The sequence below is a fragment of the Clostridium rhizosphaerae genome, assembly GCF_016765585.1.
In the GTDB taxonomy this organism is placed as follows: Bacteria; Bacillota; Clostridia; order Clostridiales; family Clostridiaceae; genus Clostridium_AT; species Clostridium_AT rhizosphaerae.
In genome coordinates, this window is the sequence record NZ_JAESWC010000004.1 from 368333 (window position 1) to 393308 (window position 24976).

Annotated in this window: 21 protein-coding genes; 4 read left to right on the plus strand and 17 right to left on the minus strand. The window is 33.7% G+C overall.

What is annotated here, in order from left to right; all coding sequences use genetic code 11:
* Positions 1 to 24 precede the first annotated feature (24 nt).
* Genes JK636_RS11770 through JK636_RS11790 form a run of 5 tightly spaced genes read right to left on the minus strand, consistent with a single transcriptional unit; the run spans position 25 to position 4755 of the window.
* On the minus strand, positions 25 to 738 hold the full coding sequence (locus tag JK636_RS11770; RefSeq protein ID WP_202749192.1) for a 2-phosphosulfolactate phosphatase family protein: 714 nt from the start codon (positions 736 to 738) through the stop codon (positions 25 to 27).
* 36 nt (positions 739 to 774) lie between these two features.
* The gene (locus JK636_RS11775) at positions 775 to 1869 is read right to left on the minus strand and encodes a GerAB/ArcD/ProY family transporter (RefSeq protein WP_202749193.1); all 1095 of its coding nucleotides are present in this window, start codon (positions 1867 to 1869) and stop codon (positions 775 to 777) included.
* A 10-nt stretch (positions 1870 to 1879) separates the two neighbouring features.
* Positions 1880 to 2098: a hypothetical protein gene (locus tag JK636_RS11780; protein WP_202749194.1), complete on the minus strand. Its 219-nt coding sequence runs from the start codon at positions 2096 to 2098 to the stop codon at positions 1880 to 1882.
* Positions 2099 to 3256: a Ger(x)C family spore germination protein gene (locus JK636_RS11785; protein ID WP_202749195.1), complete on the minus strand. Its 1158-nt coding sequence runs from the start codon at positions 3254 to 3256 to the stop codon at positions 2099 to 2101.
* The gene (locus tag JK636_RS11790; RefSeq protein ID WP_202749196.1) at positions 3256 to 4755 is read right to left on the minus strand and encodes a spore germination protein; all 1500 of its coding nucleotides are present in this window, start codon (positions 4753 to 4755) and stop codon (positions 3256 to 3258) included. The genes JK636_RS11785 and JK636_RS11790 overlap by 1 nt, the downstream gene beginning before the upstream one ends.
* 141 nt (positions 4756 to 4896) lie before the next feature.
* Here JK636_RS11790 and JK636_RS11795 point away from each other — a divergent pair, with 141 nt between their 5' ends.
* The 3 genes from JK636_RS11795 to JK636_RS11805 are packed head-to-tail and all read left to right on the plus strand — an operon-like array spanning position 4897 to position 8853.
* Positions 4897 to 6537 carry a spore germination protein gene (locus tag JK636_RS11795; protein WP_202749197.1) on the plus strand — a complete coding sequence of 547 codons (1641 nt, stop codon included), beginning with the start codon at positions 4897 to 4899 and terminating at the stop codon, positions 6535 to 6537.
* Between the two features lie 22 nt (positions 6538 to 6559).
* A complete protein-coding gene (locus JK636_RS11800) occupies positions 6560 to 7729 on the plus strand; it encodes a Ger(x)C family spore germination protein (RefSeq protein WP_202749198.1) in 1170 nt (389 codons plus the stop codon).
* Positions 7730 to 7749: 20 nt separating this feature from the next.
* Positions 7750 to 8853: a GerAB/ArcD/ProY family transporter gene (locus tag JK636_RS11805; protein WP_202749199.1), complete on the plus strand. Its 1104-nt coding sequence runs from the start codon at positions 7750 to 7752 to the stop codon at positions 8851 to 8853.
* A 59-nt stretch (positions 8854 to 8912) separates the two neighbouring features.
* On the opposite strand, the gene JK636_RS11810 is transcribed toward JK636_RS11805, so the two are convergent.
* The 4 genes from JK636_RS11810 to mnmL form a co-directional block, all read right to left on the minus strand.
* A complete protein-coding gene (locus JK636_RS11810) occupies positions 8913 to 9923 on the minus strand; it encodes a LacI family DNA-binding transcriptional regulator (protein WP_202749200.1) in 1011 nt (336 codons plus the stop codon).
* A 79-nt stretch (positions 9924 to 10002) separates the two neighbouring features.
* A complete protein-coding gene (locus JK636_RS11815) occupies positions 10003 to 10950 on the minus strand; it encodes a PucR family transcriptional regulator (protein ID WP_202749201.1) in 948 nt (315 codons plus the stop codon).
* Positions 10951 to 11206: 256 nt separating this feature from the next.
* Positions 11207 to 12316, minus strand: a complete 1110-nt coding sequence (locus tag JK636_RS11820; protein WP_202749202.1) for an ABC transporter ATP-binding protein — start codon at positions 12314 to 12316, stop codon at positions 11207 to 11209.
* A 110-nt stretch (positions 12317 to 12426) separates the two neighbouring features.
* Positions 12427 to 13359: a tRNA modification radical SAM protein MnmL/YtqA gene (gene mnmL, locus JK636_RS11825; protein ID WP_202749203.1), complete on the minus strand. Its 933-nt coding sequence runs from the start codon at positions 13357 to 13359 to the stop codon at positions 12427 to 12429.
* A 288-nt stretch (positions 13360 to 13647) separates the two neighbouring features.
* Between mnmL and JK636_RS11830 the strand changes: the two genes are divergently transcribed.
* Positions 13648 to 13998, plus strand: a complete 351-nt coding sequence (locus JK636_RS11830; protein WP_202749204.1) for a hypothetical protein — start codon at positions 13648 to 13650, stop codon at positions 13996 to 13998.
* Positions 13999 to 14091: 93 nt separating this feature from the next.
* Here the strand turns inward: JK636_RS11830 and JK636_RS11835 are convergent, their stop codons facing one another.
* From JK636_RS11835 to JK636_RS11870, 8 genes are all read right to left on the minus strand, one after another.
* Positions 14092 to 15048 (minus strand): ABC transporter ATP-binding protein, encoded by a 957-nt coding sequence (locus tag JK636_RS11835; protein WP_202749205.1) that lies wholly within the window; start codon positions 15046 to 15048, stop codon positions 14092 to 14094.
* Entirely contained in the window at positions 15048 to 16067 is a 1020-nt protein-coding gene (locus tag JK636_RS11840) for an ABC transporter ATP-binding protein (RefSeq protein ID WP_202749206.1), read from the minus strand. Before JK636_RS11840 ends, JK636_RS11835 begins: the two co-directional genes overlap by 1 nt.
* Before the next feature lie 18 nt (positions 16068 to 16085).
* Entirely contained in the window at positions 16086 to 17006 is a 921-nt protein-coding gene (locus tag JK636_RS11845) for an ABC transporter permease (protein WP_202749207.1), read from the minus strand.
* 14 nt (positions 17007 to 17020) lie between these two features.
* Positions 17021 to 17968 carry an ABC transporter permease gene (locus JK636_RS11850; RefSeq protein WP_202749208.1) on the minus strand — a complete coding sequence of 316 codons (948 nt, stop codon included), beginning with the start codon at positions 17966 to 17968 and terminating at the stop codon, positions 17021 to 17023.
* A 68-nt stretch (positions 17969 to 18036) separates the two neighbouring features.
* Positions 18037 to 19701, minus strand: coding sequence for a peptide ABC transporter substrate-binding protein (locus tag JK636_RS11855; RefSeq protein ID WP_202749209.1), 1665 nt, complete (start codon positions 19699 to 19701; stop codon positions 18037 to 18039).
* Positions 19702 to 19772: 71 nt separating this feature from the next.
* Complete coding sequence (locus JK636_RS11860) at positions 19773 to 20792, minus strand: M42 family metallopeptidase (RefSeq protein WP_202749210.1); 1020 nt, start codon at positions 20790 to 20792, stop codon at positions 19773 to 19775.
* Positions 20793 to 20817: 25 nt separating this feature from the next.
* Complete coding sequence (locus JK636_RS11865; protein WP_202749211.1) at positions 20818 to 23967, minus strand: alpha-mannosidase; 3150 nt, start codon at positions 23965 to 23967, stop codon at positions 20818 to 20820.
* A 225-nt stretch (positions 23968 to 24192) separates the two neighbouring features.
* On the minus strand, positions 24193 to 24876 hold the full coding sequence (locus JK636_RS11870) for a FadR/GntR family transcriptional regulator (RefSeq protein WP_202749212.1): 684 nt from the start codon (positions 24874 to 24876) through the stop codon (positions 24193 to 24195).
* Positions 24877 to 24976: the final 100 nt, after the last annotated feature.

Sequence of the window (24976 nt, forward strand, 5' to 3'; positions counted from 1 at the left end):
TATAAAATAGAACTATATAACTAGCTAGTTATATAGTTCTATTTTTCCGTTTTTGTATTCCGGAACAATATCTATTATGCTCTTTTGACAGCAGTATTTTAAGTCTTCATCAAGTCCAAGCTCTTTAATTCTTTTATAATGACTGGCAAGTTTAATAAAACTAAATATGTCTTCATTATTTTTATAAATATAGTGTGCAGTTTTTGATATATCCATAAGCTCTACATGAGTCATATTTATTAAACAGTCAATGATATAGCCGCTGCAAATAAAATCATCTATTGAAAATTCATTATAGGTTCCTGCATTCACTATGACAACATCTTTATTTAGCTGATTAATTCTTCTAGCTGCAGCTTCAGCATTTATCATGGCACCTATCAAAATATCACTTGCTCCTTCGCTGCCTTTTATGGCTCTAGTGCCATTAGTAGTAGTAAGTACTATAGTTTTGTCTCTTACAACTTCACTGCTGTATTCAAGCGGAGAATTAGAACAATCAAAGCCTTCGATTTTCAAGGCCTTTCTTTCCCCACCTAGTATGTATTGCTCTCTGTTTTCTCGAACAAGTTCCATAGCTTCTTCGATAGTAAGTAAGGGTATAACTTCTTTGCAGCCATTTGCTGCTGCTGTAGTAATTACAGAAGTTGCTCTAAGCATATCAATAACTAGTACAGTTTTGTCCTGAACTTTTTGGGGTTTAATATCATCTGCTGATATTATAATATCTATTTTCATTTTCATCAGTCCTTTTTTAAATGTTATTGCTTATCTTTATTGTATACCCTTATTATAAACTTTTCCATACCTTAGCTTAGAACAGATAAATATTATAATCGGTAATATTACTTGAAATATTGCTGCATAATATGGTTCAACCTCACTCCAACTTCTTAGTTCCATAGCATCTTTTGTTACAATAAAGCTGAAATTTAATATTATGAGACCGGCTGGAACAACAATAAATCTATAGTCATCAAAGTTAAATAACTTTGAAATCCCTTTAGACGCTGCTAACAAGCATATGCTTATTTTAACAAAACCTGTGATAAGAAAATTTATTGCTACAGCAGATTCCAGTCTTTGTAAAAAATTCCCTATATTTATTCTAGCTACAGCAACAAAGGTTGGATAATAATTTAAGGATATTACGTATGAGCCCAGCACCATAGTATTTCTTATTGCTGAAAGAAGTATCACACTGCCGGCAATGATAATAGCAAGGATATACGTTCTATAGGCATCCTTAGTACTTTTTAGTGAAGAAAGCACAAAAGTAAATAAGACAGTTTCTGCCATCGGAAACGAAAATGTAGATACAGCACCTTTTATGACCGGTGTTATACCATCTTCTAATACCGGAAGAATATTACCTGCTTTTAAATTTGGTATCGATAGGATGAGTGCCATGAATATTATAAATAGGAGTATTGGTAATAATATCTCCCCCCATCTTCCTAATCCCTCAATACCTTGTTTAATCATACATACACATAGAAGCATTATAATGCTGCCCGGTACAATTCTTGGAGTGCCCCCCAGGCCTACAGTACTTATAAATTCATTAAAATCATAAAGTACCAGACCACCTAAGTGTAAAGCATAAAAAATATATACAAGCATTATAATCTTGCCTATAGACTTTCCAAAGGTTAAAATCAAAATATCGTATAAATCCTTTCCTGGAAAGCTCGAAATAAGATTTGCATAGATTAAGCACATCGGCATAACTGCTATCATGGCTAATATGATAGCAAGCCACATATCCTTTTTTGCCTCGCCTCCAGCCCCGACAACAAAGGTACTTCCAAACATAAACAACATCATTAAAACTATTCCTTGTCTACTTGAAATTATTTCTCTATTCATTTTATTTCTCCTAATTTTGTTTAATAATAGGTGGAATCAGCTTTCGGGTAATAGAACTTATAGTTGGCATATTTACGCCTATGACTATACTTATACTAAGCACCAAAGGTATAAGCATAGTTAGAAAAAAAACTATCATCTGCTTCTTCTGCTTTTTCCTCTTTAGTTCACTTAATTCTATAAAGTATAAAAATACATATATCAATATTACAGGCACTGCCTTTATCAATTACTTTTCCCCCTTTGTGGGTTGAGTAGTCATAGCACTTCCCTGTATTAATAACTCTACATCCACTTCCACAGGCAAGCTTGAGAACTCCTCGCTCCATTTAGGTTTTAATTCCTTCCAAAGCTTAGTGTTTTGAATCTCAACCTTTTGTCCAAAGGAAAACACGTCGCTTTTATATTCCGTCTGCATTTTTTTGATTACATATTTGAGCCTATCTTCTAAAATTTTTTCAGACTGATTTTTTATTTTTTCTTTTTCTTCTTTTTTTTGAAACTGCACATCTCCGCTCTCTTCCCCGATGTTTACAGTAGTTGATGCAGATAGTTTAATTTTAAGGTTTTCATTGCTATAATATGTCTTTACTTTTGTTGCATTTTTAAATACTTCAAAGGTAATGTTGTTATTACTTTCTCCTACATTTTGCACAACAAGAAGTCCTCCGTCCAGTTTATTCATAGCCCAAAGCGCATATTGTGTTTCTTCTGGATTTAAATATCCCACAACTCTGTCATATTTTAAAATAGCACTTCCGCTAATTTCTGTTGTCATACTATCATTTGCTTCTTTTATATCAACAAGTGGAATTAATATAGCATTATCTTTGCTTTCAAAGTTTTCTATCAAATCTTTCAGCTGTGTTTTTGGAAACCTAGGTGAGTTTTTTTGGTTTTCCATTACATATCTGAGCTTTGTAGCTCTTAACTCTTGGGGATTATGAGCTGTTTCTAGTATTTCCTTTGCAGTTTCCTTTTTAGAAACCAAAATAAACATATCACCTCTTGCTTCAGGGTCTCTGTAGAAAAAATCTATTGCAGGAGTAATATCCTCTGAAACGACTCCTTTTCCTAGAATTCCTATCTCAACATGGCTCCAGAATGCTTTTTTACCTATTCTAGGTATAAGATTTCTCACAGCATAGAACAATGTGCTTCCTCTGCTTTCATAAATATCTGACATATACTTGGCTTGATTTTGACCTGACTCAGGTCTTGCAACTTCAACTGTTAAAATATATTCCTTTGTCTTTACATCTTTATCCACTGCAAAACTCATTACAACATTAAGCCTTTCAACATCTTTATAGTCCCAACAGGAAGTATTAAGAAAGCTGCTGCTAATTATAAATAAAATAAACAATACTTTTTTTATTTGTTTCATTAACTCCTTCCTTTCTGTCCCTTAATCTTACTTTGACGTCTTCTCTGTTTAGGTATAAGCTTAGGTCTATAGTTCATGAGCCACCAAGGAACCCTAATTGTTGTATCTCTTACAGTCTCTGAACTAATATTTGCCATACTAGTCATATAGGGTATTCCAAAAGATCTTAAGGATACTAGGTAGATAAATAATCCTATTATTCCAAACATATATCCATACAAGCCTAATAAAGATGCAAGAATTAAAAATATAAGTCTTACTACCATAAACACACCTAACATTTTTGGAATTAAAAAGGAAGATATACCTGTTATTGCAACTATTATTACCATAGGCGCACTAATAATTCTTGCATTTACTGCCGCATCTCCAAGTATAAGCGCCCCAACTATGCTTACAGCCTGCCCTATAGGCTGTGGAAGCCTAGTTCCGGCCTCCCTTAATATGTCAAAGCCTATAAGCATTACTATTGCCTCAACAACTATAGGAAACGGGATACCAAGTCTTGAGGCATATATGCTAAGAAGCAGTGAAGTTTGTATGAGCTCTTGGTGATAAGTAGTCACAGCTATGTATAAGGCTGGAACGCTGACCCCTAAGAAAAACGCTAAAAATCTCATCATTCTATTGAAAGATGAATATATGTAATTATTAAAATAATCCTCGTAAATCTGAAAATATTCTAGAAATATATACGGAAGAGTAAGCACAAATGGTGTGCCATCGCAAAGAACAGCTATTCTTCCTTCAAGCAGTTTTCCTGCTACAACATCAGGACTTTCTGTATTTCCTATAGTTTTAAAAAGTGATAAGGGAGCATCCTTTATGTATTCTTCAATGTATTCCGATTCAATAACTCCATCAATATCTATATTTTGAAGCCTCGTTCTTAGCTCCTTTAAAATTTCTTCTTTGGCTAAGCCTTCTATATAACATACAGCCACCTTTGTTTTAGTTCTAGTACCGATTTCCATAAAGTCAAATTTGAGATCTTTATTTCTAACCCTTCTTCTTATTAATGTAGTGTTACTCATTATGCTTTCAGTGAAGCCTTCTCTTGAGCCTCTTACTACCTTTTCGGAAGGCGGTTCTGCTATCGCCCTTACAGGCCAACCCTTCGTATCAAATGCAAGTGCTTCCGGTATGCCATCTATCAAAATAATGGTATCCCCATACAACATATCCTTTAAGGCTTCATCAATATCCTTGCTTTTCTTCCCTTCTCCTACAATAATAACCCTTTTAATTATGGTATCTAATATATTTTGAGGTGATAAAGTCTGTTGAGTATTGATATCCTCAAAATTAGTATTCATTAATTTTTCTATTATATATTCGTCTACTATTTGTTTGTTTATCATTCCATCTGCATAAATAACACAATATTTTAAAGCCTTGCTATATTTATTATCAAATTCTCTAAACTTAATTGTATCATCGTTCTTGAACACTTCTTTTAGCATAATTATATTTTGCATAAGACTATTTGAAAAATTCATAGCTCATCTCCCCTTCGCTCATAGTTATTATTTGTAATTTTTCTCAGTATATACTTATCATTATTGTTAAGGTATAACTATAAGATTTTCACACAAAATAAGTTATAAAAGACTTTTAGCAAAGAAACAGGTGATATTTACATGTTTAATATTATAAAGAAATTATTATATAAATCAGATAAATCTAGTGGGATTCAGTATAAAGATATAGAAACAGCTATTAATAAAAGCTTTAATAATACAACTAATAATTCAGCTGCAAGCAAAAAACTTACACCTTCTACAGATATTGAGAAAAATAAGAGATACATTACAACAGTCTTTCAAAAATGTTCAGATATAATGCTTAGAGAACTTAATATTACAAGCAATCCAAACTACAAAGCTGTGTGCATATATGTTGCAAATATGATACCAACAGAGCTTATAGAAGATACTATTTTAAGAAAGTTTACGCAAGCTCCTCAAAGTTCAGATTTTTCAACAGATATTAAAGCCTACTGCATGTCTCTTTTGGGAGTAGCAGAGGATGACTTGCTAGATGATATGAATAAAATTGTGGATGCTATAGTTGAGGGAGAACTAGTCCTATTTGTTAATGGAATAAATAAAGCTTTTACTGTAGACATTAAAAAGCCTCCTGCTAGAGCAGTAGATATTCCTCCAACAGAAAGCATATTAAGGGGACCTAGAGAAGGTTTTATCGAATCTCATGGAACTAATATATGTTTAGTTAGAAAGAAAATTAAGAGCCCTAATCTTAAAACTGAAGGCTTTAAGGCTGGAAAGGAAACTAAAACCAACATTACTATGATGTATATGTCAAATATAGCAAATGAAAAAATAGTAGATGAGGTTAGAAATAGAATAAATAAAATCGACATAGATTCCGTACTTGGCGCAAGCTATATAGAAGAATACATAGAAGATAATCCTTTTAGCATTTTTCCAACTATATTTAGAACAGAAAAACCTGATGTAGCTGCAGGTAAAATATTAGAAGGGAGAATAATAATCTTCGTAGATACAATACCAGTAGCCTTATCTATACCTTCTATCTTTGGAGAATACTTCATGTCGCCTGACGACTATTATCTAAGGTTTTATGTTGCTACACTGAACAGATGGGTTAGAATGCTGGCATTTGCTTTATCTTTAGCACTTCCAAGCGCTTATGTTTCCTTAATAACTTATCATCAAGAACTTCTTCCAACCTCGCTCATCATAAGTGTTGTACGAGGTAGGGCAAACATTCCTTTTCCACCAATGTTTGAGGCCTTATTTATGCTTACTACCTATTTGGTTCTACAGGAAGCGGATGTTAGAATGCCAAAAACCATGGGTCAATCTGTAAGTATAGTCGGCGGTCTGGTTCTTGGTCAGGCAGCAATAAATGCCGGTATAGTAAGCGCTCATATGATAATAGTAGTTGCTTTCTCGGCTGTCGCATCACTTGCAGTTCCTACTGTAGAACTTCAGCTTCCACTTTCCTATGTCCGCGTTTTATTACTTATTTTAGGCGGCTTTGGTGGAATGGTAGGCTTAACCTGTGGACTTATAGCAATAATAATGCATCTATTGTCACTTCGTTCCTTCGGCGTTCCATTTTTAGCTCCTGCGGGACCATTAAAACCAAATGAATTAAAAGATATATTTATTCGAGCTCCCTTGTGGAGCCTCAAAAAACTTCCTAAGACTATTACCTGGAAGGATTCTTACAGAAGAAAAGGAAGGCCCGCCACTAATCCTATAACCCAAGAAAATAAGGAGCATCAAAACTAATTAATAAAAATGAGGAATGTATATGTTATGGAAAAAAATGCTTTTGTGTTTCCTTATAATAAGCATTTCCTTTTCGGCTATAGGTTGTTCAGGAAATAAAAAGGAAATACAGCGATTATTTATAGTGCTCGCATTAGGTGTAGACTCAACTCCTGATGATAGAATTGAGGTAACTATGCAGCTTTTAAATCCAAATGTTTCTGGTCAGCAAACTGGAGGAGTTGAAGGAGGCAGCGGTAAAGATGTAATAGTGCTGTCTGGTATTGGAGATACCTTCTTTGATGCCGTTTTTCAAGCATCTAAATCAATGAGTCAGGTACAGCATTTTGGGCACACAAAATATATTGTTATAGGAGAGTCCCTGGCAAGAAAAGGAATAGGAAATTTAGTGGATTCATTTATAAGAATTGAAGAATTCAGATTAAACACTCCAATCCTTATTACAAAAGGTAAAGCCTCAGAAATAGTAAAACTTCAGACTCCAAAAAGTCCTATTCCGGCTATAGTTGTCGAAAACCTATTTCTTAGACAGGAAATGATAGGCTATAGACCTTTTAGTTATATGCTGGACTTTGAAAATTCTTTAACCAGTGATACAACCTCTTCTGTATTAGCAGTTATTAATGCCAGCAAGCCCACAGAGGATACCCCTGACAAAACCTTTGTTATAGCTGGAACTGCCGTTTTCAAAAAGGACAAATTAGCAGGTTATCTTACAGATAAAGAAACGAGAGGCCTCCAGTGGGTTAATGGCAAGGTAGAAGTTGGAAGTGTAACTTTTGTTTCTGAGGAATTTGGCAAGGTATCCTGTGAAATAGTAAAGTCTTCAAATAAAGTTAAGTCTATAGTAGATGGAGACAAAATAACTATAGAGATAAATATTAAGGTTACATCTGATGTAAGACGAATATCTGCAAAGATTGACCCTGTTAAGCAGCCAGAAATATTAGATAGAATAGGCAAAGAACAAAGCAAGGCTATAAAAAGTGAAATAGAACTTGCCTTAAATAAATCTAAAGATGATCTTGGCTTAGATATTTTCGGTTTTGGAGAAGCTGTTCATAGGAGCTATCCTAAGGAGTGGAAAAAAGTCCAAAAGAATTGGGATTCATTGTATCCAAACATAGAGATAAAAGTAAATGTAAACAGCACAATTAGAAGCACCGGTCTTAGCAACAAGTCTTCAAAATAATAGGAAAGGAAAGTGAACCCATGGAAAGAAAAATATCACCTTATCAATTATTTGCAACTATGTTTATACTTCCTTATGGCAGTGCTGTACTTTTCTTTCTTGCACCAGATGCAAAACAGGATGCTTGGCTTGTTATTCTTATTTACATCCTTCCAGGCTTACTACTTCAACAAGTACATATTAGAATTTTTAAATATTATCCTAAAGATACTCTAGTTAGCTATATGCCTAAGATTTGGGGTAAATATTTAGGGATTTTCTTTAGTGTCCTATATATTTTATATTTTGAATACCTCTCAGCAAGAGTTCTTAGAGATTTTACCGGTCTTATTACTATATCTGCAATGCCTCATACATCTAGGATCTTTATCGGCGTCTTGTTAATTTTAACAGTAACCTATGGAATTTCAACTGGTTTTGAAACTATATGCAGGGCCGCTGAAATACTCTTCCCACTAATGATATTAGGACTTATCACTGCATACATATTACTTTTTTCCTCTAAAAATATGCTTGTATTTAATAGGCTCCTTCCTATTTTAGAAGATGGTCTAATAGCCGAAAGTCTAAAAAGCTGGAAGCTTATTGCTTTTCCCTTTGGAGAGTTTATTGCTTTTTCAATGTTATATAGGACTTTAAATGAACCTCAAAAAATAAAAAAAATTGTACCTTGGGTGGTAGTCGCAGAGGGCATTGCCCTATCCTCTATATCAGTACTTTTTATTGCTGGCCTTGGTGTAAATTACTCAACCACAACTAACTTTCCATTATTAGAAACTCTAAGACTTATTCATGTAGGAGGTTTCTTAGACAGGTTAGATATACTTATAGTAGTCACTTTGGTTACTGGAGGTTTTATGAAAATAAGTATATTCATGTACGTTTCCATACTAGGAACAGCACAGCTTTTTAAAGTAAGGAATCAGCGTTATTTGGCTTTTCCTTTTGGTATTATGATATTGATATATTCTGAATTAATAGCTAGAAGTTACCCTCAACACATTAAAATTGGTCTTGATTTTACTGTTAAGTACATTCATGTCCCACTCCAGATTATTGTACCTATTATTACTCTAGTTATAGCTTATTTTAAAAATAAGCCAAAAAGGCTGCCTAATTCATAACAGCTTGAATTAAGCAGCCTTTTTTATTTTTATTGATAATGAAAGGGCAATAGTCAATACTACTTTGAAGACTCTCTGTAAATAATCTTCGTAGGTACAATCACTCTATCCTTTGCAGCTTCACCTTTTATTTTTTCTATAATAAGCTTTGAAGCCTCATAGCCTAAATTAAAGGCATCTATATCAACCGAAGTTAGGCTCGGACTTGTGAGCTCTGCAGTAGGAACATTGTTAAAGCTCATTATTTCAATGTCCTCTGGAATCTTAAGACCTTTTCTCTTAATTGCATCCATAGCTCCAAATGCCATAACATCATCTGTGACTACAAGCGCTGTAGGTCTATCTTTTCTTTCAAGAAGTTCCTTAGTTACTTCATAAGCTCCTTCTTTTATATAGTCGGAAAGCTCCAATATATATTCTTTTTTAAAAGGTATATTATATTTTTTAAGTGCATTCATATATCCATCAAGTCTATCCAAAGATACTACAAACTTAAAGGAACCACTCAAAAAAGCTATCTTTTCATGTCCATTTTTTATTAGCTCTTCTGTAACCTTAAAGGAAGCTTCAACATTATCATTATCAACATATAAAACTCCCTGTGGTTTAAGAGGTTTACCTATAACCACTGCTGGAACTCTAAGCTTTTTTAATGTATCCAAAGCCTCATTATCAACTGAGGAATACATTATTATAACTCCATCTACTCTTCCACCCATTACTATATTTTCAATGGATTCAAGCTGCTCTTTTTCATTTACCCCGGTAGAAAGCAGTATACAGTAACCTTGTTCATGAGCCGCGGCTGAAACTCCGCTCAATGCTTGTGGAAAGAAAGGATTTAAAAATGCCCTTTCTGTAGACTGCGGCATTACAATACCCACAGTATAGGTTGACTTGCTGACTAAACTTCTAGCTATGGCATTAGGATGATATCCAAGTGTTTCCATAGCTTCTCTAACAACTATTTTTGTTTCTTCACTAATTCTAGGACTATCCGATATTACTCTTGATACCGTTGATGGTGAAACACCTGCATATTTTGCTACTTCTTTTATTGTTACATTCATCCCTAAAACCTCTTTTTAATAAAATACAGTGAAAACGTTTATCTAAAATATGATTAAAATAAGAGGTAGCTATTACCTCTTACAAATTATTTTCTTTCCAAATAAGAAATGCAATTATAAATACTGTCGCTTCCTTAAAGTTTCTTATGTCAAAACCTGTTTCTTTAGTTATTTTATCAAGCCTGTAAATAAGTGTATTTCGATGTACATAAAGTTTTCTTGCCGCATCACTTATATTAAGTCCACAATTTACAAACTCTTCAATAGTATTAATAAGTTCACTATCAAAAAGATTAAACTTTTCTTTAAATCTGCTTAAAAGTTCACCCTTAACCTCAACACTTATATTATAAACAATTTTTTCAAAAAGCATTTTATCATAGTAAAAAATTTCTTCTTTTATGCCAAAGTTTTTACTAAGAATTAAACACTCTTTTGCCTGAGTATAAGCATTTTTAATATCTTTTGCATTAAATATTATATTACCATAACTTACATAACATCTGCAATAAAGATCTGAAACTATAGACTCTCTCATACTTTTTGCGTGATCATTTATTTCTTCAAAAACTCCCATTACTACAATATTGTCATCATATACAAAGCTTACAACTTCATCTTCAGTATACAGCTGTCTTATTATATTTAAAGCTTCATATCTGCTGCCATCAACATTTATAATAAAAAAAGTACAGCCTTTAGACAAAAAAGGAAGGGCTTTCCCTATTTTATCTGAAACCACTTCTTTTCCTTCTAATATTTCAATGAGGGATTGCTCCCTCATTGAAAAAAATTCTCTATATTTATTTTCAATAGTATACTTTAGAAGTGATGTACAATTTTCAAACTGCTTAGGAATTTCTAAGGTAACCCTAGAATTTCCTAAAGTTATTATTGAAGAAACAATATCAGAGCTTGCTGCATTTTTGATACTGGAGTAAAATAACTCTCCATCTTCAAGTTTCAAATTAAACCTTACACCTGTATTTAGATTCAAGTCTTGTAGAAAACTCTGAAAACTGTACATTTATTTCTCCTTTCACTCGAAACACTGGGTAATCTAGAGCACTCGCTCCCTTCGGGCACTGGGTAACTTAAGATATTCGCTTCGCTCGTAAGTTACCCGCTAAAGTCCATTTAGGACTTTAGCCTCGAAGATTACCCGTTGAAGTCCATTTAGGACTTCAACCTCCTTTCAGTCGAAACATTGGGTAGTCTATGCCTGCTCATTCGCAAGACTACCCGTACAAGTGCATTTAGCACTTGTACCTTAATGTTATATATTAAACTATTGTATTTTCAGTTTCTTTATCGAATACATGTATTTTGCTTGTATCTAAAGCAACCTTTAATACATCGCCAGCTTTAGCTTTTGAACTTCCGTCAACTCTCGCTACTATATTTGCCTTTCCTTTTGAAAGATAAATATATGTTTCAGCTCCCATAAGTTCTGTAACTTCTACTGACGCAGATATTACAGCTTCTTGATGTCTAGCTATAAAATCATCACTGTCGTCTAAGTTCTCTGGTCTTATACCCATTATAACATCTTTTCCTATAAAGCCACCTTTTTTTACTATAGCTGCTTTATCTTCTGGAAGGACAACTGAGTCTTCTCCAAAAGCAAGAGTAATTTTTCCATTCTTTTCTTCAACTTTAGCATCAATAAAGTTCATTTGTGGTGATCCTATAAAGCCAGCAACAAATATATTTGCTGGATGATCATATATCTTTTGAGGAGTATCAACTTGTTGAACAACTCCATCCTTCATAACTACTATTCTTGAACCCATTGTCATCGCTTCTGTCTGGTCATGTGTTACATATATGAAAGTTGTTTGTAATTTCTTATGAAGCTTTGAAATTTCTGTTCTCATTTGAACTCTTAGCTTAGCATCAAGGTTTGATAAAGGTTCATCCATTAAGAATACCTTTGGTTCCCTTACTATAGCTCTACCTAAAGCAACTCTTTGTCTTTGACCGCCTGAAAGTGCCTTTGGTTTTCTTTCTAATAAGTGCTCAATATCAAGAATCTTTGCAGCTTCTCTAACCTTCTGCTCAATTTCAGCTTTTGGAACTTTTCTTAACTTAAGACCAAATGCCATATTATCAAATACACTCATATGAGGATATAAAGCATAGTTTTGGAAAACCATTGCGATATCTCTATCCTTTGGAGCTACATCATTAACTAATCTATCTCCTATGAAAAGTTCTCCTTGTGATATTTCTTCTAGACCAGCTATCATTCTAAGAGTTGTAGATTTACCACAGCCAGATGGTCCAACGAAAACTACGAATTCTTTATCTTCTATATCTAGATTAAAATCTCTAACAGCTGTTACATTACCCGGATAAATTTTGTAAATGTTTTTTAATGATAAATTTGCCATTATACATTTCCCCCTCTGAATACCTTACTTGTACTCTTTCATTATCATAATCATATTTTATCATTTAAAGGATTACAAATCTATTCGTAAACATTACAAAAGTAAAAGTATCATTTTGTAGAAAAATACAAACCCTGATATAAGTTTTTTTCTATAAATTTTCTATCTATAGCATTTAAAACTTCCCACTTCTTAAGACTCCACATAGGTCCTATTAAAAGTTCTCTTGGTGCATCACCTGTGAGTCTGTGTATAACCATATCCTGAGGCAGCATAGTTATAGATCTGCATACTAAATCAACATATTCTTCCTGTTCTAAAAAATTAAGTCTTCCTTTTTCATAAAGCTTAACTAGAGGTGTATCCTCCATAAGATGAAGCAGATGAAACTTAATTCCTTTAATCTGTCTTTCAGCTATAAACTTAACTGTATCAAGCATATCCTCATGAGTTTCTCCTGGAAGCCCAAAAATTGCATGAACAACAACATCTATATTTCTTTTATTGAGCTTTTCTAAAGCTTCTTCAAATACATCTAATTTGTATCCTCTATTAATAATTTTAGCGCTATTATCATTTATAGTTTGAAGTCCAAGCTCTATCCATACATAAACCCTTTTATTAAATTCCTCTAAAAGATCTAAAACTTCATCACTTAAACAATCTGGTCTTGTAGCTATAGCAAGTGCTACTACCCCTTCTTGGCTTACAGCTTCCTCATACTTTTCACGAAGAACGGAAACCGGGGCGTAAGTATTTGTATATGCTTGAAAATAAGCTATATACTTTCCTTCCTTCCATTTTTTATTCATCATTGCTTTTATATCTTCAAACTGTCTTGTTATAGAAAAGCATCTGTCTCCAGCGAAGTCACCCGAACCTCTCTCACTACAGAAAACGCATCCTCCGCGACTAATAGTTCCATCCCTGTTTGGACAGGAAAATCCAGCATCTAACGAAATTTTAAAAACCTTTTCTCCAAACTTTTCTCTTAAAAAATAATTCAAACTGTAATATCTTTTTCCGCCCCATTCTGTCCTCATACCGAATCATCCCTTTCAAAACTTAATAGTATAGCGAAGTAAAAAAAGTCGCAGGCTCAATGTCCTCTTATACGAGGCCTTTCTTCTAAAAACATTATTATAAGCTTATCCTTTAAGCTGCCTATTAAAACATTTAAACATGTTTATAATACAACAAAACTGATGAAAGGTGTATAATAAATATTTTACAAATTAATAGTAACAGTGATATTTATAGAAAGGTATTTTAAAGCTGAAATTTTTATCCTATAATAAATTATATAGGCTTTACAAAAGGAGGTTGAAATAATGAAATTTGCAATACTAAAAGATATTTTAAAGTGTACTAAGATTGCTCTTTTTATTTCCATGGGAATATGTATATTTTTTACGTCTATCTACTATATTTTTTATAACAACGGAAGCTCATCATTACTTTATTTTATAAAAAACAATTTATATTACATAGGCTGCTTTGGCCTTCTTATAAGTTCAGGTTTTTTTATTCAAAAAAATGCTACACGTCCACTTATATATCAAGATTCATGGACTAAAATGTTTAGTAAATTAAACCTTGGAATGGTTATTATGTTTGTTTCTTTGTTTATATGTTTATGTGGAATAATTATTCAATTATCTTTAGAAGCTGCAATAATATAAAAAGGATTGATATAGTATTTTGTTTACTATATCAATCCTTTTTACTTTAAATATAAGGAATTAAAAGTGGGAACTATTTTAAAATCTATCATGTTAAAGTAAATGACATGCTGCATAATGTCCTGAGCTTATTTCTTTAAGATACGGATTTTCCTTACTGCATATTGGCTTGACATACTTACACCTTGCTCTAAATCTGCAGCCAGGCTCAGGATTTATAGGACTTGGTACTTCTCCTTCTAATGCAATTCTTTTTTTCGATCTTTCATAGCTTGGATTAGGTATAGGAATTGCAGAAAGAAGCGCTTGAGTATATGGATGCTGTGGATTCCTATAAAGTTCATCGCTGCTTGCAAGCTCCACCATACACCCTAAATACATTACTCCAACTCTATCTGAAATATGTTTTACCATAGATAAATCATGCGCAATAAATAAGTAGGTTAAATCAAATTCATTTTGCAGGGTTATTAGCAAATTAACAATTTGTGCTTGAATAGATACATCTAAGGCAGATATTGGTTCATCACAGACTATAAATTTCGGGTCAATAGCTAAACACCTTGCAATTCCAATTCTTTGTCTTTGCCCACCAGAGAATTCATGCGGAAATCTACCAGCATGCTCTTTATTTAGTCCAACCAAACGAAGAAGCTCATATATTCTATTTTGCTTATCGCTTTCACTATACATTTTAAAGTTATTCATTCCTTCGGATATAATATCTCCTACAGTCATTCTTGGATTTAAGGATGCATATGGATCTTGAAAGATTATTTGAGCATTCTTTCTAAATGCCTTCTTCTCTGACTTATTCATTTCATAAATATTTTTACCTTCAAAAATCGCTTGGCCACCTGTAGCTTCATACATTCCTAATATAGTTCTTCCGCAGGTGGTTTTCCCACATCCTGACTCTCCAACCAAACCTAATGTTTCTCCCTTTTTGATGCTAAAAGAAACATCATCAACAGCTTTAAGTATTTTATCATTTCCAACATTAAAATACTTTTTTAAGTTTTTAACTTCAACTAAAGTATCAGGCTTCATTATAATTCCCTCCTTATATCTTCAGCTAAGTCTACTTTTAAGGCTAATGGATGCTGAAGCCAGCAGGCTACCTCATGGGTATCACCTATTGTGCTTACTTCTGGATATTTAATTCTGCATATCTTCATACAATACTTGCATCTGCTTGCAAAACCACAGCCTTTAGGTGGTGCTAGTAAATCTGGTGGTGTACCCTGAATAGAAACTAGTTTTTCTTTATTTTTTAACTCTAGCTTTGGAACAGCGTTTAACAGCGCTAAAGTGTACGGATGCTTTGGATTTTCAAATATTTCATCAACAAAGCCTTTTTCAATAATTTTGCCTGCGTACATAACTGCAATTTTTTGGGCCATACCTGCAACTACACCAAGGTCATGTGTAATCATAATTATTGCTGTTCCTAATCTATTTTGCAATTCCTTTAATAAATCCATAATTTGTGCCTGTATAGTTACATCTAACGCAGTTGTTGGTTCATCGGCAATTAGCAATTGAGGATTACAAGCAAGCGATATTGCTATCATAACCCTTTGTCGCATACCACCGGAGAACTGATGAGGATATTGTTTTATTCTTTCTTTCGCATTAGGTATATTAACCATTTCAAGCATTTTCACTGCTTCTTGTAATGCTTCAGCTTTGCTCATACCTCTATGTATTATTAAACTTTCAGCAATTTGATTTCCAACTCTCATAGTAGGATTTAATGAAGTCATAGGATCTTGAAAAATCATACTTACATCTTTCCCTCTATAATGCTGCCATTCCTTTTCACTGAATTTTAGTATATTCCTGCCATTAAATAATACTTCACTATCTTGCTTTATTTCTCCTGGAGGAGTATCAATGAGCCCCATTATTGTTTTTGAAGTTACAGTTTTGCCGCAACCTGATTCACCAACAATAGCAAGTGACTCACCTTTGTCTAAATCAAAGGAAACTCCTCTTACAGACTGAACTTCACCGGCGTAAGTATGATATGAAACTTTCAAATTATTTACTTCAAGTAGTTTTGACATGTTGTTTTCCTCCTTTTCCTACTGGCGAAGTTTAGGATCTAATGCATCACGAAGCCCATCTCCAAGAAGATTAAATGCCAGCATAGTTAAGCTTATAGCTGCCGCTGGAAAAAATAATTCATGAGGATAGTAGGCCATCTGCTGCTGACCTAAAGAAGCCATGGCCCCCCAGCTTGTATATGGCGGTTGAACTCCTAACGATATAAAGCTTAAGAATGCTTCTGCAAATATAAATCCAGGCACCTGGAAAGTTAGATTAACAATAATTACACTCAATGTGTTAGGCAAGAGATGTTTAAGTACAATTTTCATAGGTGAAGTTCCTAACATTTGTGCTGCCAATACGTACTCACTTTCTTTAAGCTGCAGGACCTGACCTCTAACAAGTCTTGCGAGGCCCGTCCAGCTTGTTATGCATAATGCAATAATCAAAGAAGTAAGCCCCTTGCCTAATGATATAGACACAAGTATTACAATTATCATATATGGTATTCCAACTATAACTTCAACAATACGCATCATTATGTCGTCAACTACTCCGCCAAAGTAACCGCTTACTCCACCATAAATAGCTCCAACTACTAATGAGACAAAAGCTCCTACAAGGCCGATTAAGATTGAAACCCTTCCACCAATCCAGATCCTAACAAAAATATCTCTTCCTAACTCGTCCATACCAAACCAGTGTTCCTTGCTTGGGCCTTGATTAGCTAATTCTATAGCCTGCTCTTTAAAATCCATTTTTGAAAATATAGGCACGAAAGCACATGCTAAGCCTATAACAATTAACAGGAACATTGAAAGCATTGCTACTTTATTTTTCTTCAGTCTTCTCCAGGCATCCTGCCAATATGTAATACTTGGCCTTACGATAGCATCCGATACTTCCTTATCATAGCCAACTACTTCAAACAATTCTTTATCAATTTTTGTTTCCATTGCATCAGCACCTCCTATCTCTTTTCTCCAGTTATTCTAACCCTTGGATCTACAACTCCATAAAGTATGTCCATAAGCACTATTGAAATAACAAAGAAAAATGAGAAGAAAATAGTAGTTGCCATGATCATGGTAAAATCTCTTCCATTTATACTTTCTACATAATACATACCAAGTCCTGGAATACAAAAGATTCTTTCAATAATAAATGAGCCTGTAACAATACCTGCAATTTGCGGAGCAATCATTGTGATAATTGGAGTTATACTATTTCTTAGTATGTGTTTCCTAATAATTGCCCACTTTGAAAGCCCCTTGGCCTTTGCAGTTTGAATATAATCATTATTTAATACATCTAATACAGAGGTTCTCATAAACCTTGAATAAGTTGCAACACTTCCAAAAGAAGCTGCCAAGGTAGGTAAAATTGTATATTTAAATCCTGAAGTCCATATATTTTCAGAAGGCCATCCGATTATAGGAAGTAGTTTCCCACCTAAGGTCTTTTGTAATAATGCAGCTAAAACAAAGCTTGGAACTGATACACCAACCAAAGCAATAAATATAACAGAATAATCCACCCAAGTGTTTCTCCTAAAGGCAGCAATTATCCCAAATATTAGTCCAACTACAACTCCAAGACATATAGCTTGAAGTCCTAATCTTGCTGATGCTGGAAACTTTTCTTTGATTATTTGATTAGCAGTAAGTCCTGGACTCTTCATAGACTCACCAAGATTACCTTGTGCTACATTTTTTAAATAGATAAAATATCTTTCTACTACAGGCTTATTTAGGCCCCATTTTTCTTTTAAGTTTGCTTCTACTGCCGGCGGCAACAACTTAGTGCCAGTTTGAATTGGATCACCAGGTAACGTATTCATAAGAAAAAAAGTTGCTGTGACAATTACCCACATAGTAAGAATTAAGTATCCTACTCTTTTTAAAATATACTGGGCCATACTAAAACCTCCTTCTAGGTAAGTAATACTGCAGCCGGCATTAGCCTGCTGCAGTAATTATATGTGAATTATTTCTTTTCTATATAAACACGTTTTAATTCATATGATGGTCCGCCTGCTTCTATATCAAGACCTTTTACATAGCTTTGCATGTAATTAGATGCAACATTGAAGGTTAAAGGAGCAATAGCAGCTTTATCAGCAATTAAAATCTTTTCAGCTTGTTTAAACATATCAAGTCTCTTAGTCATATCTGATTCAACACTTGCTTTTTTTACTAACTCATCATATTGACTATCTGAGAAAAATGCTGAGTTGTTTCCATCACCAGTTATAAATAATCCCATAAAGGTCATTGGATCGTTATAGTCAGCACCCCAACCAGTTTGAGCTACTTGGTAAGTTCCCTTCATTATCATCTTATTAAAGGTTGCACCATCGCTGGCAGTATCAATTTTAACTTTGACTCCAAGGTTCTTCTCCCACTGGCTTTGATAGAATTCACCTACTACTCGTGTATCTGCATTTGCATTTCTTTGTAGGAAAGTTATTTCAATTTGTTTGCTTTGATCTAGTCCAAGTTCTTGCAAACCTTGCTTTAACAATTCCTTAGGATCTTGTCCTTTTACTTCCTTTAGAGGTTCTGAAGCTGCTTCTCTAAATATCTTATCTCCATTGTTCAAACCGTATGGAACTAATCCATATGCAGCTTGGTCTTTCTTTGTAACATTCTTTACATAGCCTTCTCTATCTAATGCTAATGAGAATGCTAATCTTACCTTTGCATTAGTAAAAATTTTGTTTGGATCGTTATTGTTAAATGCTATATATCCTACACTTGGATAATATCCTATTATAGATGTTACCTCGCCCTTATCAATTTTATCTTTTAGCTTAGTTGAATATTCCTGCTTAACATTCTGTATTAAGTCTAAGCTCTTTCCATCAAACATTTGCTGTCTTGTTGCTTCTTCAGGTATTAAATTTATATTCGCTGTTTCAAGCTTTACAGATTTAGCATCCCAATACTTGTCATTTTTCTTTAAAATTACCTTTGAACCCTTAACCCATTGATCTACAACGAATGGTCCTGAATATACTAATGCTTTAGGGTCTGTACCATAAGACTCACCAGCTTTTTCTACTATATCTTGCCTAAGTGGTAAAACATTAACGAAATTCATTAATTGAAGGAAATACGGTGTTGGTGTATTTAATGTAAACTGTAATGTCTTTTCATCTACTGCCTTAACCCCTATATCTTCAGCTTTACCTTTGTTTGTGTTGTATGCCTCTCCACCTTTTACAACATAGAATATTCCTGCATTAGGGCATGCTATTGAAGGCTCAAAAAGTCTTTTAACTGCATACACATAATCCTGAGCTGTAATCTTTTTTCCATCTGTCCATGAATAGTCTCTTAAATGAAATGTCCATGTCAGTCCATCTGTTGAGGTCTCCCACTTTTCTGCACCAGCAGCTACTAGTTTCTTGTTTTCCAGTCTTACTAAACCTTCTTGAGTTTCTTGCGCTACAGTGTTAGATGCAGAATCAGCCAACTTTGAAGTATCAAGAGTAGCTGGGTCTTGTGTAGTTGACACATTAATCACTTGTGGAGTATTGTTTGTACTGGAGTTTGTTGGTGTTGTGTTACTACCTTTGCATCCTGTAAGAATAGAAGTCATTGTCAAAACGGTTGTGATAGTCATTACCAAAAGTTTCTTTTTACCCATAGAAATGTACCCCCTATAATTTTTGATATATTTATATAGATAAATATTTATATAGATAAATATTTACCTAGTTATATATACTTCTTTTCGGTCTCAAACTTAAATGTGCTTTCTGTAAACTTCCATAGTAAATCGATGCAAGCATTCACATCATCCATATTTACTATGCCATTAGGACTGTGTCCATATCTTGTTGGTATAGATATACCTAAAGCTTTTACTCCACGATTGGATTTGTTTATAGCACCTGCATCGGTGCCTCCACCTGCTAAGGCATCCAGCTGATATTTTATGTTGTTTTCCTCCGCACATTTAATCATAACTTCAACTAGTTCCTCATCACATATAACCGAATTATCCAATACCTTAACAGCTGCTCCGCCTCCAAATACTGCATTTCCATCAGTATCTGTTGGTACATCAAAGGAACCTGTTATATCAACTGCTATTCCTAAATCAGGGTTTATTCTTTCGGCAGCTACAGTAGCACCGATTAGACCTACTTCTTCTTGTACTGAAAATACAAAATAAATATCATGATATGGATTAGTTACTTTCTTAAGCGCCTCGATTAATATATAGCAGCCTATTCTATCGTCTAAAGCCTTTGCTGTAACACAATTATTATTAAGCTCTTTATATTTTCCTATATAAGAAGCAGGCTCACCAATGGAAACATACTTTAATGCATCCTCTTTCGAAATTGCACATATATCAACATAAAGCTTATTTATATCTGCAACTCCTACCTTGTCCATCTTCTCGAAAGAGCTTATTGTTCCAAATGCACCATTCTTAAACTGTACCCTATTCATGAATGAAACCTGTGCTGATATTCCTCCAACCTTCTTAATCTTTACAAAGCCCTTGTCAGTTACTCCAAGTACTGCAAAACCTATCTCATCCATATGACTTGAAACCATTATTTTTTTCTTTTCATCTCCGGTACCTTTCTTTACTGCTATGACGTTTCCAATAGCATCAATCGTAAGCTCGTCAACATAATCCTTTACATTGTCTATAACGATCTTAGCAATCTCTTTTTCAAAACCGCTAACACCAAATGCTTGAGTCAATTCTTTTAATATCATTGGATTCCCCCCTGTCTTAAAATAATTATTTAAAATTAATTAAAAACGTTTTAATCTCATATGGCTTTATCTCAAAGTTAATTTTATTAATGTCACTTTCAATAACATCAATTGGGTTCTCTAATAAATCACATTCATAAATACTTTCTATCTCACTACAAAAGCTTACTTCTACTTTTTCTCTCATGTTTTTATATTCATAAAGTCTTACTATTACTCCGTCACCAGTTTCAGCTTTCTTAACTACCTCAGCAATACAATTATCCTTATTAACTTTTAACAGAGACATATTGTTTTGCAGCATTCCTTTATGAGCATCTTCAATTACTGTATGCATTGGCACGTTAAGGTTATAAGCCATCTCTTGAGTGCTTGCTTCCTTCCAAGTGTTTTTGTGTGGATATATTGAGTAAGTAAACTCATGCTTTCCTAAATCTGCTTCAGGGTTTGGATAGGTACCTGCTTTTATTAATGTAAGTCTCATAGTATCATCCTTAATGTCATACCCATACTTGCAATCATTCAATAAACTTACACCATAAGCGCCTTCAGATAAATCAGCCCATTTATGTGCACATACTTCAAATTGAGCTAAATCCCAGCTTGTATTATTATGTGTTGATCTTTCTATATTTCCATATTGTACTTCATAGGATGCTTTGCTTGAGTTTACATCAACTGGAAAGGCTGCTTTAAGTAGTATATTTTTTTCCTTCCAATCCACACTATTTTTAAAATCTACACGAGGTATATTGTTGTAGAAATAAATATATTGATCTATGACAGAATCGCAGAAGCTTCGTTTGATGTTGATACAGCATCTTACAGGACCCTTCTCAATTAACTCTACATGACTTATATCATTTACTTCCCACATCTTCCTCTTGTAGTATATATCTATATCCCAATTCTCCCAGTTCATCGGTCTGTCTTCAAAAGCTTGAAGAACGTTAGCTTTTTTATTATTTTTAATTACTTCTCTATTATTTTCCTTATCATATAAAGATGTAATATTATAATTTTCATCGAAGCTTACATTAAAATATTTATTCTCAAATTCTCTGCCAAGGCTTGTACTATTATCAGAAGCCATCAGAGTTTCTGTTATTATGCTATATGTCTTATAGCCCTTAGAAGGAACTTTTTCTGCAAAGAATATAAACTTCTTGCCATTATCTATTATCTGTATATCAACTTTTTTTCCGCTTAACTCTTGAAGTCCTTGAACCTTTATTCCTTCTTTTATAGTAACTTCTACAATATCATCTCTGTCATAAGATAAAGTATTAAACACAACAACAGACTTTTCATTTAAGTTAATCTTCGAAGTAATCCTTTTCAAAGAACTCTCAATTAATTCTTCTCCCAGTTCTATAGCTTCTTCGTATTGCTCATGAGATTCATCATATACCTGCTTTATTGATGAACCCGGTATAATATCGTGAAATTGATTTATAAGAACTTTCTTCCATCCATTTTTAAGTTCTTTCTCCGGATAAGCTTCTCCTAACATCATGTTTAAGGTCGAAAGCATTTCAGCATCCTGATATAAAACTTCAGTTTTCCTATTGTATCTTTTGTTCTTCCCCATAGAGGTATAAGTTCCCCTATGATACTCCAGGTATAGCTCGCCCACCCAAGTTGGAATCTCTTCCTTTGCCATTGTTTTTTCATATAATCTATCAAAAAACTCTGTTTCAAAGCCTATTTCTACTCTTGGACATCCTGGAATACCGTATTTCAGCCTTCTGGCATTTTCAAGCATTTCCTTTGTAGGTCCCCCACCTCCATCTCCATAACCAAAGAGCATTAGAGTTTCCTCAGATATATTTTTGTTTTGATATCTTTTCCATGTTCCCATAGTCTGATTTGCATTAATTATACCTGTGTAGGTTGTCTTATTTTTTGATTCGCTGAAGGTTACAGCCTCACCTAGTTTTTTGTAGTCGCTGGTTGTAACTAAATGAGTAAAAACTTCACTTCCATCTATTCCACGCCACATAAAGGTATCATTAGGAATGGTATTAAATTGATTCCAATCAAGCTTTGTAGTCATGAAATATTTAATTCCAGTCTTTAGAAGTATCTGAGGAATCGCGGCGCTATAACCAAATACATCTGGAAGCCAAAGCGACTTGCTTTCTATTCCAAACTCATCCTTAAAAAATTTATGTCCTAATATTATTTGTCTTATAAGTGACTCTCCAGACGGTATATTGCAGTCTGCCTCCAGCCACATTGCTCCATCTATCTCCCAAGCTTTTTCTTTAACCTTCTTTTTAATTTCTTCATATAGCTGTGGTTCATTTTCTTTTATGTACTCGTATAGTTGAGGCTGGCTAGACATAAACTTATATTCTGGGTATTGCTTCATAAGATTTAAGACCGTGGAAAAACTTCTTACAGCTTTTTCTTTTGTTTGGCTAATTGTCCATAGCCAAGCAATATCTATGTGTGTGTGACCTATTGCTGTTACAACAGGGCTATTATAATTAATATTAGAATAAAATTCTTTTTGCAGATAACTGTTTGCAGCCTCTACGGATTTATAAAATTCGCAAGAATAAAGCTTCCTAAGATCAAGCATATCTATGGCTTTTCCAAGCTTTATCAGAATGCGAGTCTTATTATCATCATTATTTTCAAGCAGTTTAGCTACTGATAGTGGAACATTTAGATTATAGTAAACATCTTCTATCCTTCTATCCAGTACAACTATTTCTGTGTTGATAGTTATTTTGCTATCAATAAGGCCACTGTAGCCTAAAAATGCTACTGAGTACTCTTTACCTGCCTCAGCACATTCACTTAGCAATACTTCACGGTGATTTACATCTAGGCCTTGAATAAGCTTCCCATCAACATAGAAAAGAAATTGTGGATTTGTTGCATCCCAAAGACCTTCACGACCTGTAGTAATTCTAAATACTACATTTTTACCTTCAAATCTCTCAGGTATTCTAACAGTAGTTCTAAACCATTGATGCTTGTCATATCCACCCCACAAGCTTCCAGTTATATAATCATTCCAATCCTCATCCTTAAATTCTTTATGCTCTCCGCCCGCAAATTTCCCCTCACAAACCTTATATCTCGTAATTGGCTCTAAATCCGGGTAAATTGCTATTTTTAAGTCCTTTATTATTCTTTCTATTCGTTCAATTTCAAACAGCATAAAATATTGCCACGACCTTTCCAGTTAAATTTCTATTAAGCACTTCTAATCAAGCTGCACGCTAACTGCTATCAGCTATCAGATAGGTTGATCTTTCTAAAAAGCTTGTATATTGATACAAGCTTTGTTTATAATGCAAAAGTTATAACACATTAATAACTTTCAAAGATACCTGAACATTAGCTATTTTTTGAGGTCATTAATGAGAGAACTATGTTGCAATTTCTATTGATTAGCTGACTTAACATCTCTATATATCATACTGATAATTTTATCATTAATTGCTTGTGCTTTTTTAACATTTCTTTTTCTTATGTTTATAAATAAATCTTCATGTAATGGTATAGTATCTGTAAAAGGATCCTTCATTCCTAAAGGAAACTCCCACAGCTTGTTTAGAAGTCCATCTATGGAATCTATTAACTGAATCATTATTCTATTGTGGCAGCTGTTATATATAGCCATATGAAACTGCCTATCTTCAACGTTTTGTTTTACGCCTCTATGGTATTTCTCCATTAATACTTTCAAGATTTCTTCAATTCCATCCAATTCTTCTTCTGTAGAATTTTGAATAACTAGATGTATTATTTCTTTTTCTAGTATTCTTCTAGCCTCTAAGAGCTCTAATATGGATTCTTTTTCTTTTCCAAACTCTATTTCGGCAGATATAGTATTTGAAGATCCATCCTTCACAAAAACGCCCTTACCATTAGCAACTTCCAAAACATTTTTTGCTTCTAAAGTTTTAATAGCCTCTCTAATTGAAGATCTGCTTACTCCCAAAATCTCAATTAATTCCGATTGAGAAGGAAGTCTATCCCCATTTTTTAAATTATTTTTTTCAATGTATTGCTTTATAAATTCAATTATTTCTGATTGTAATGGCAATCTTTTAATTGTGCTCATATATACCTCACATGTGAACGATATCATAACACTATCAGCTATCTGATAGGTTAATTTAATTATACACTATACAATTTAGAAATCAATATGTTTTCAGAAT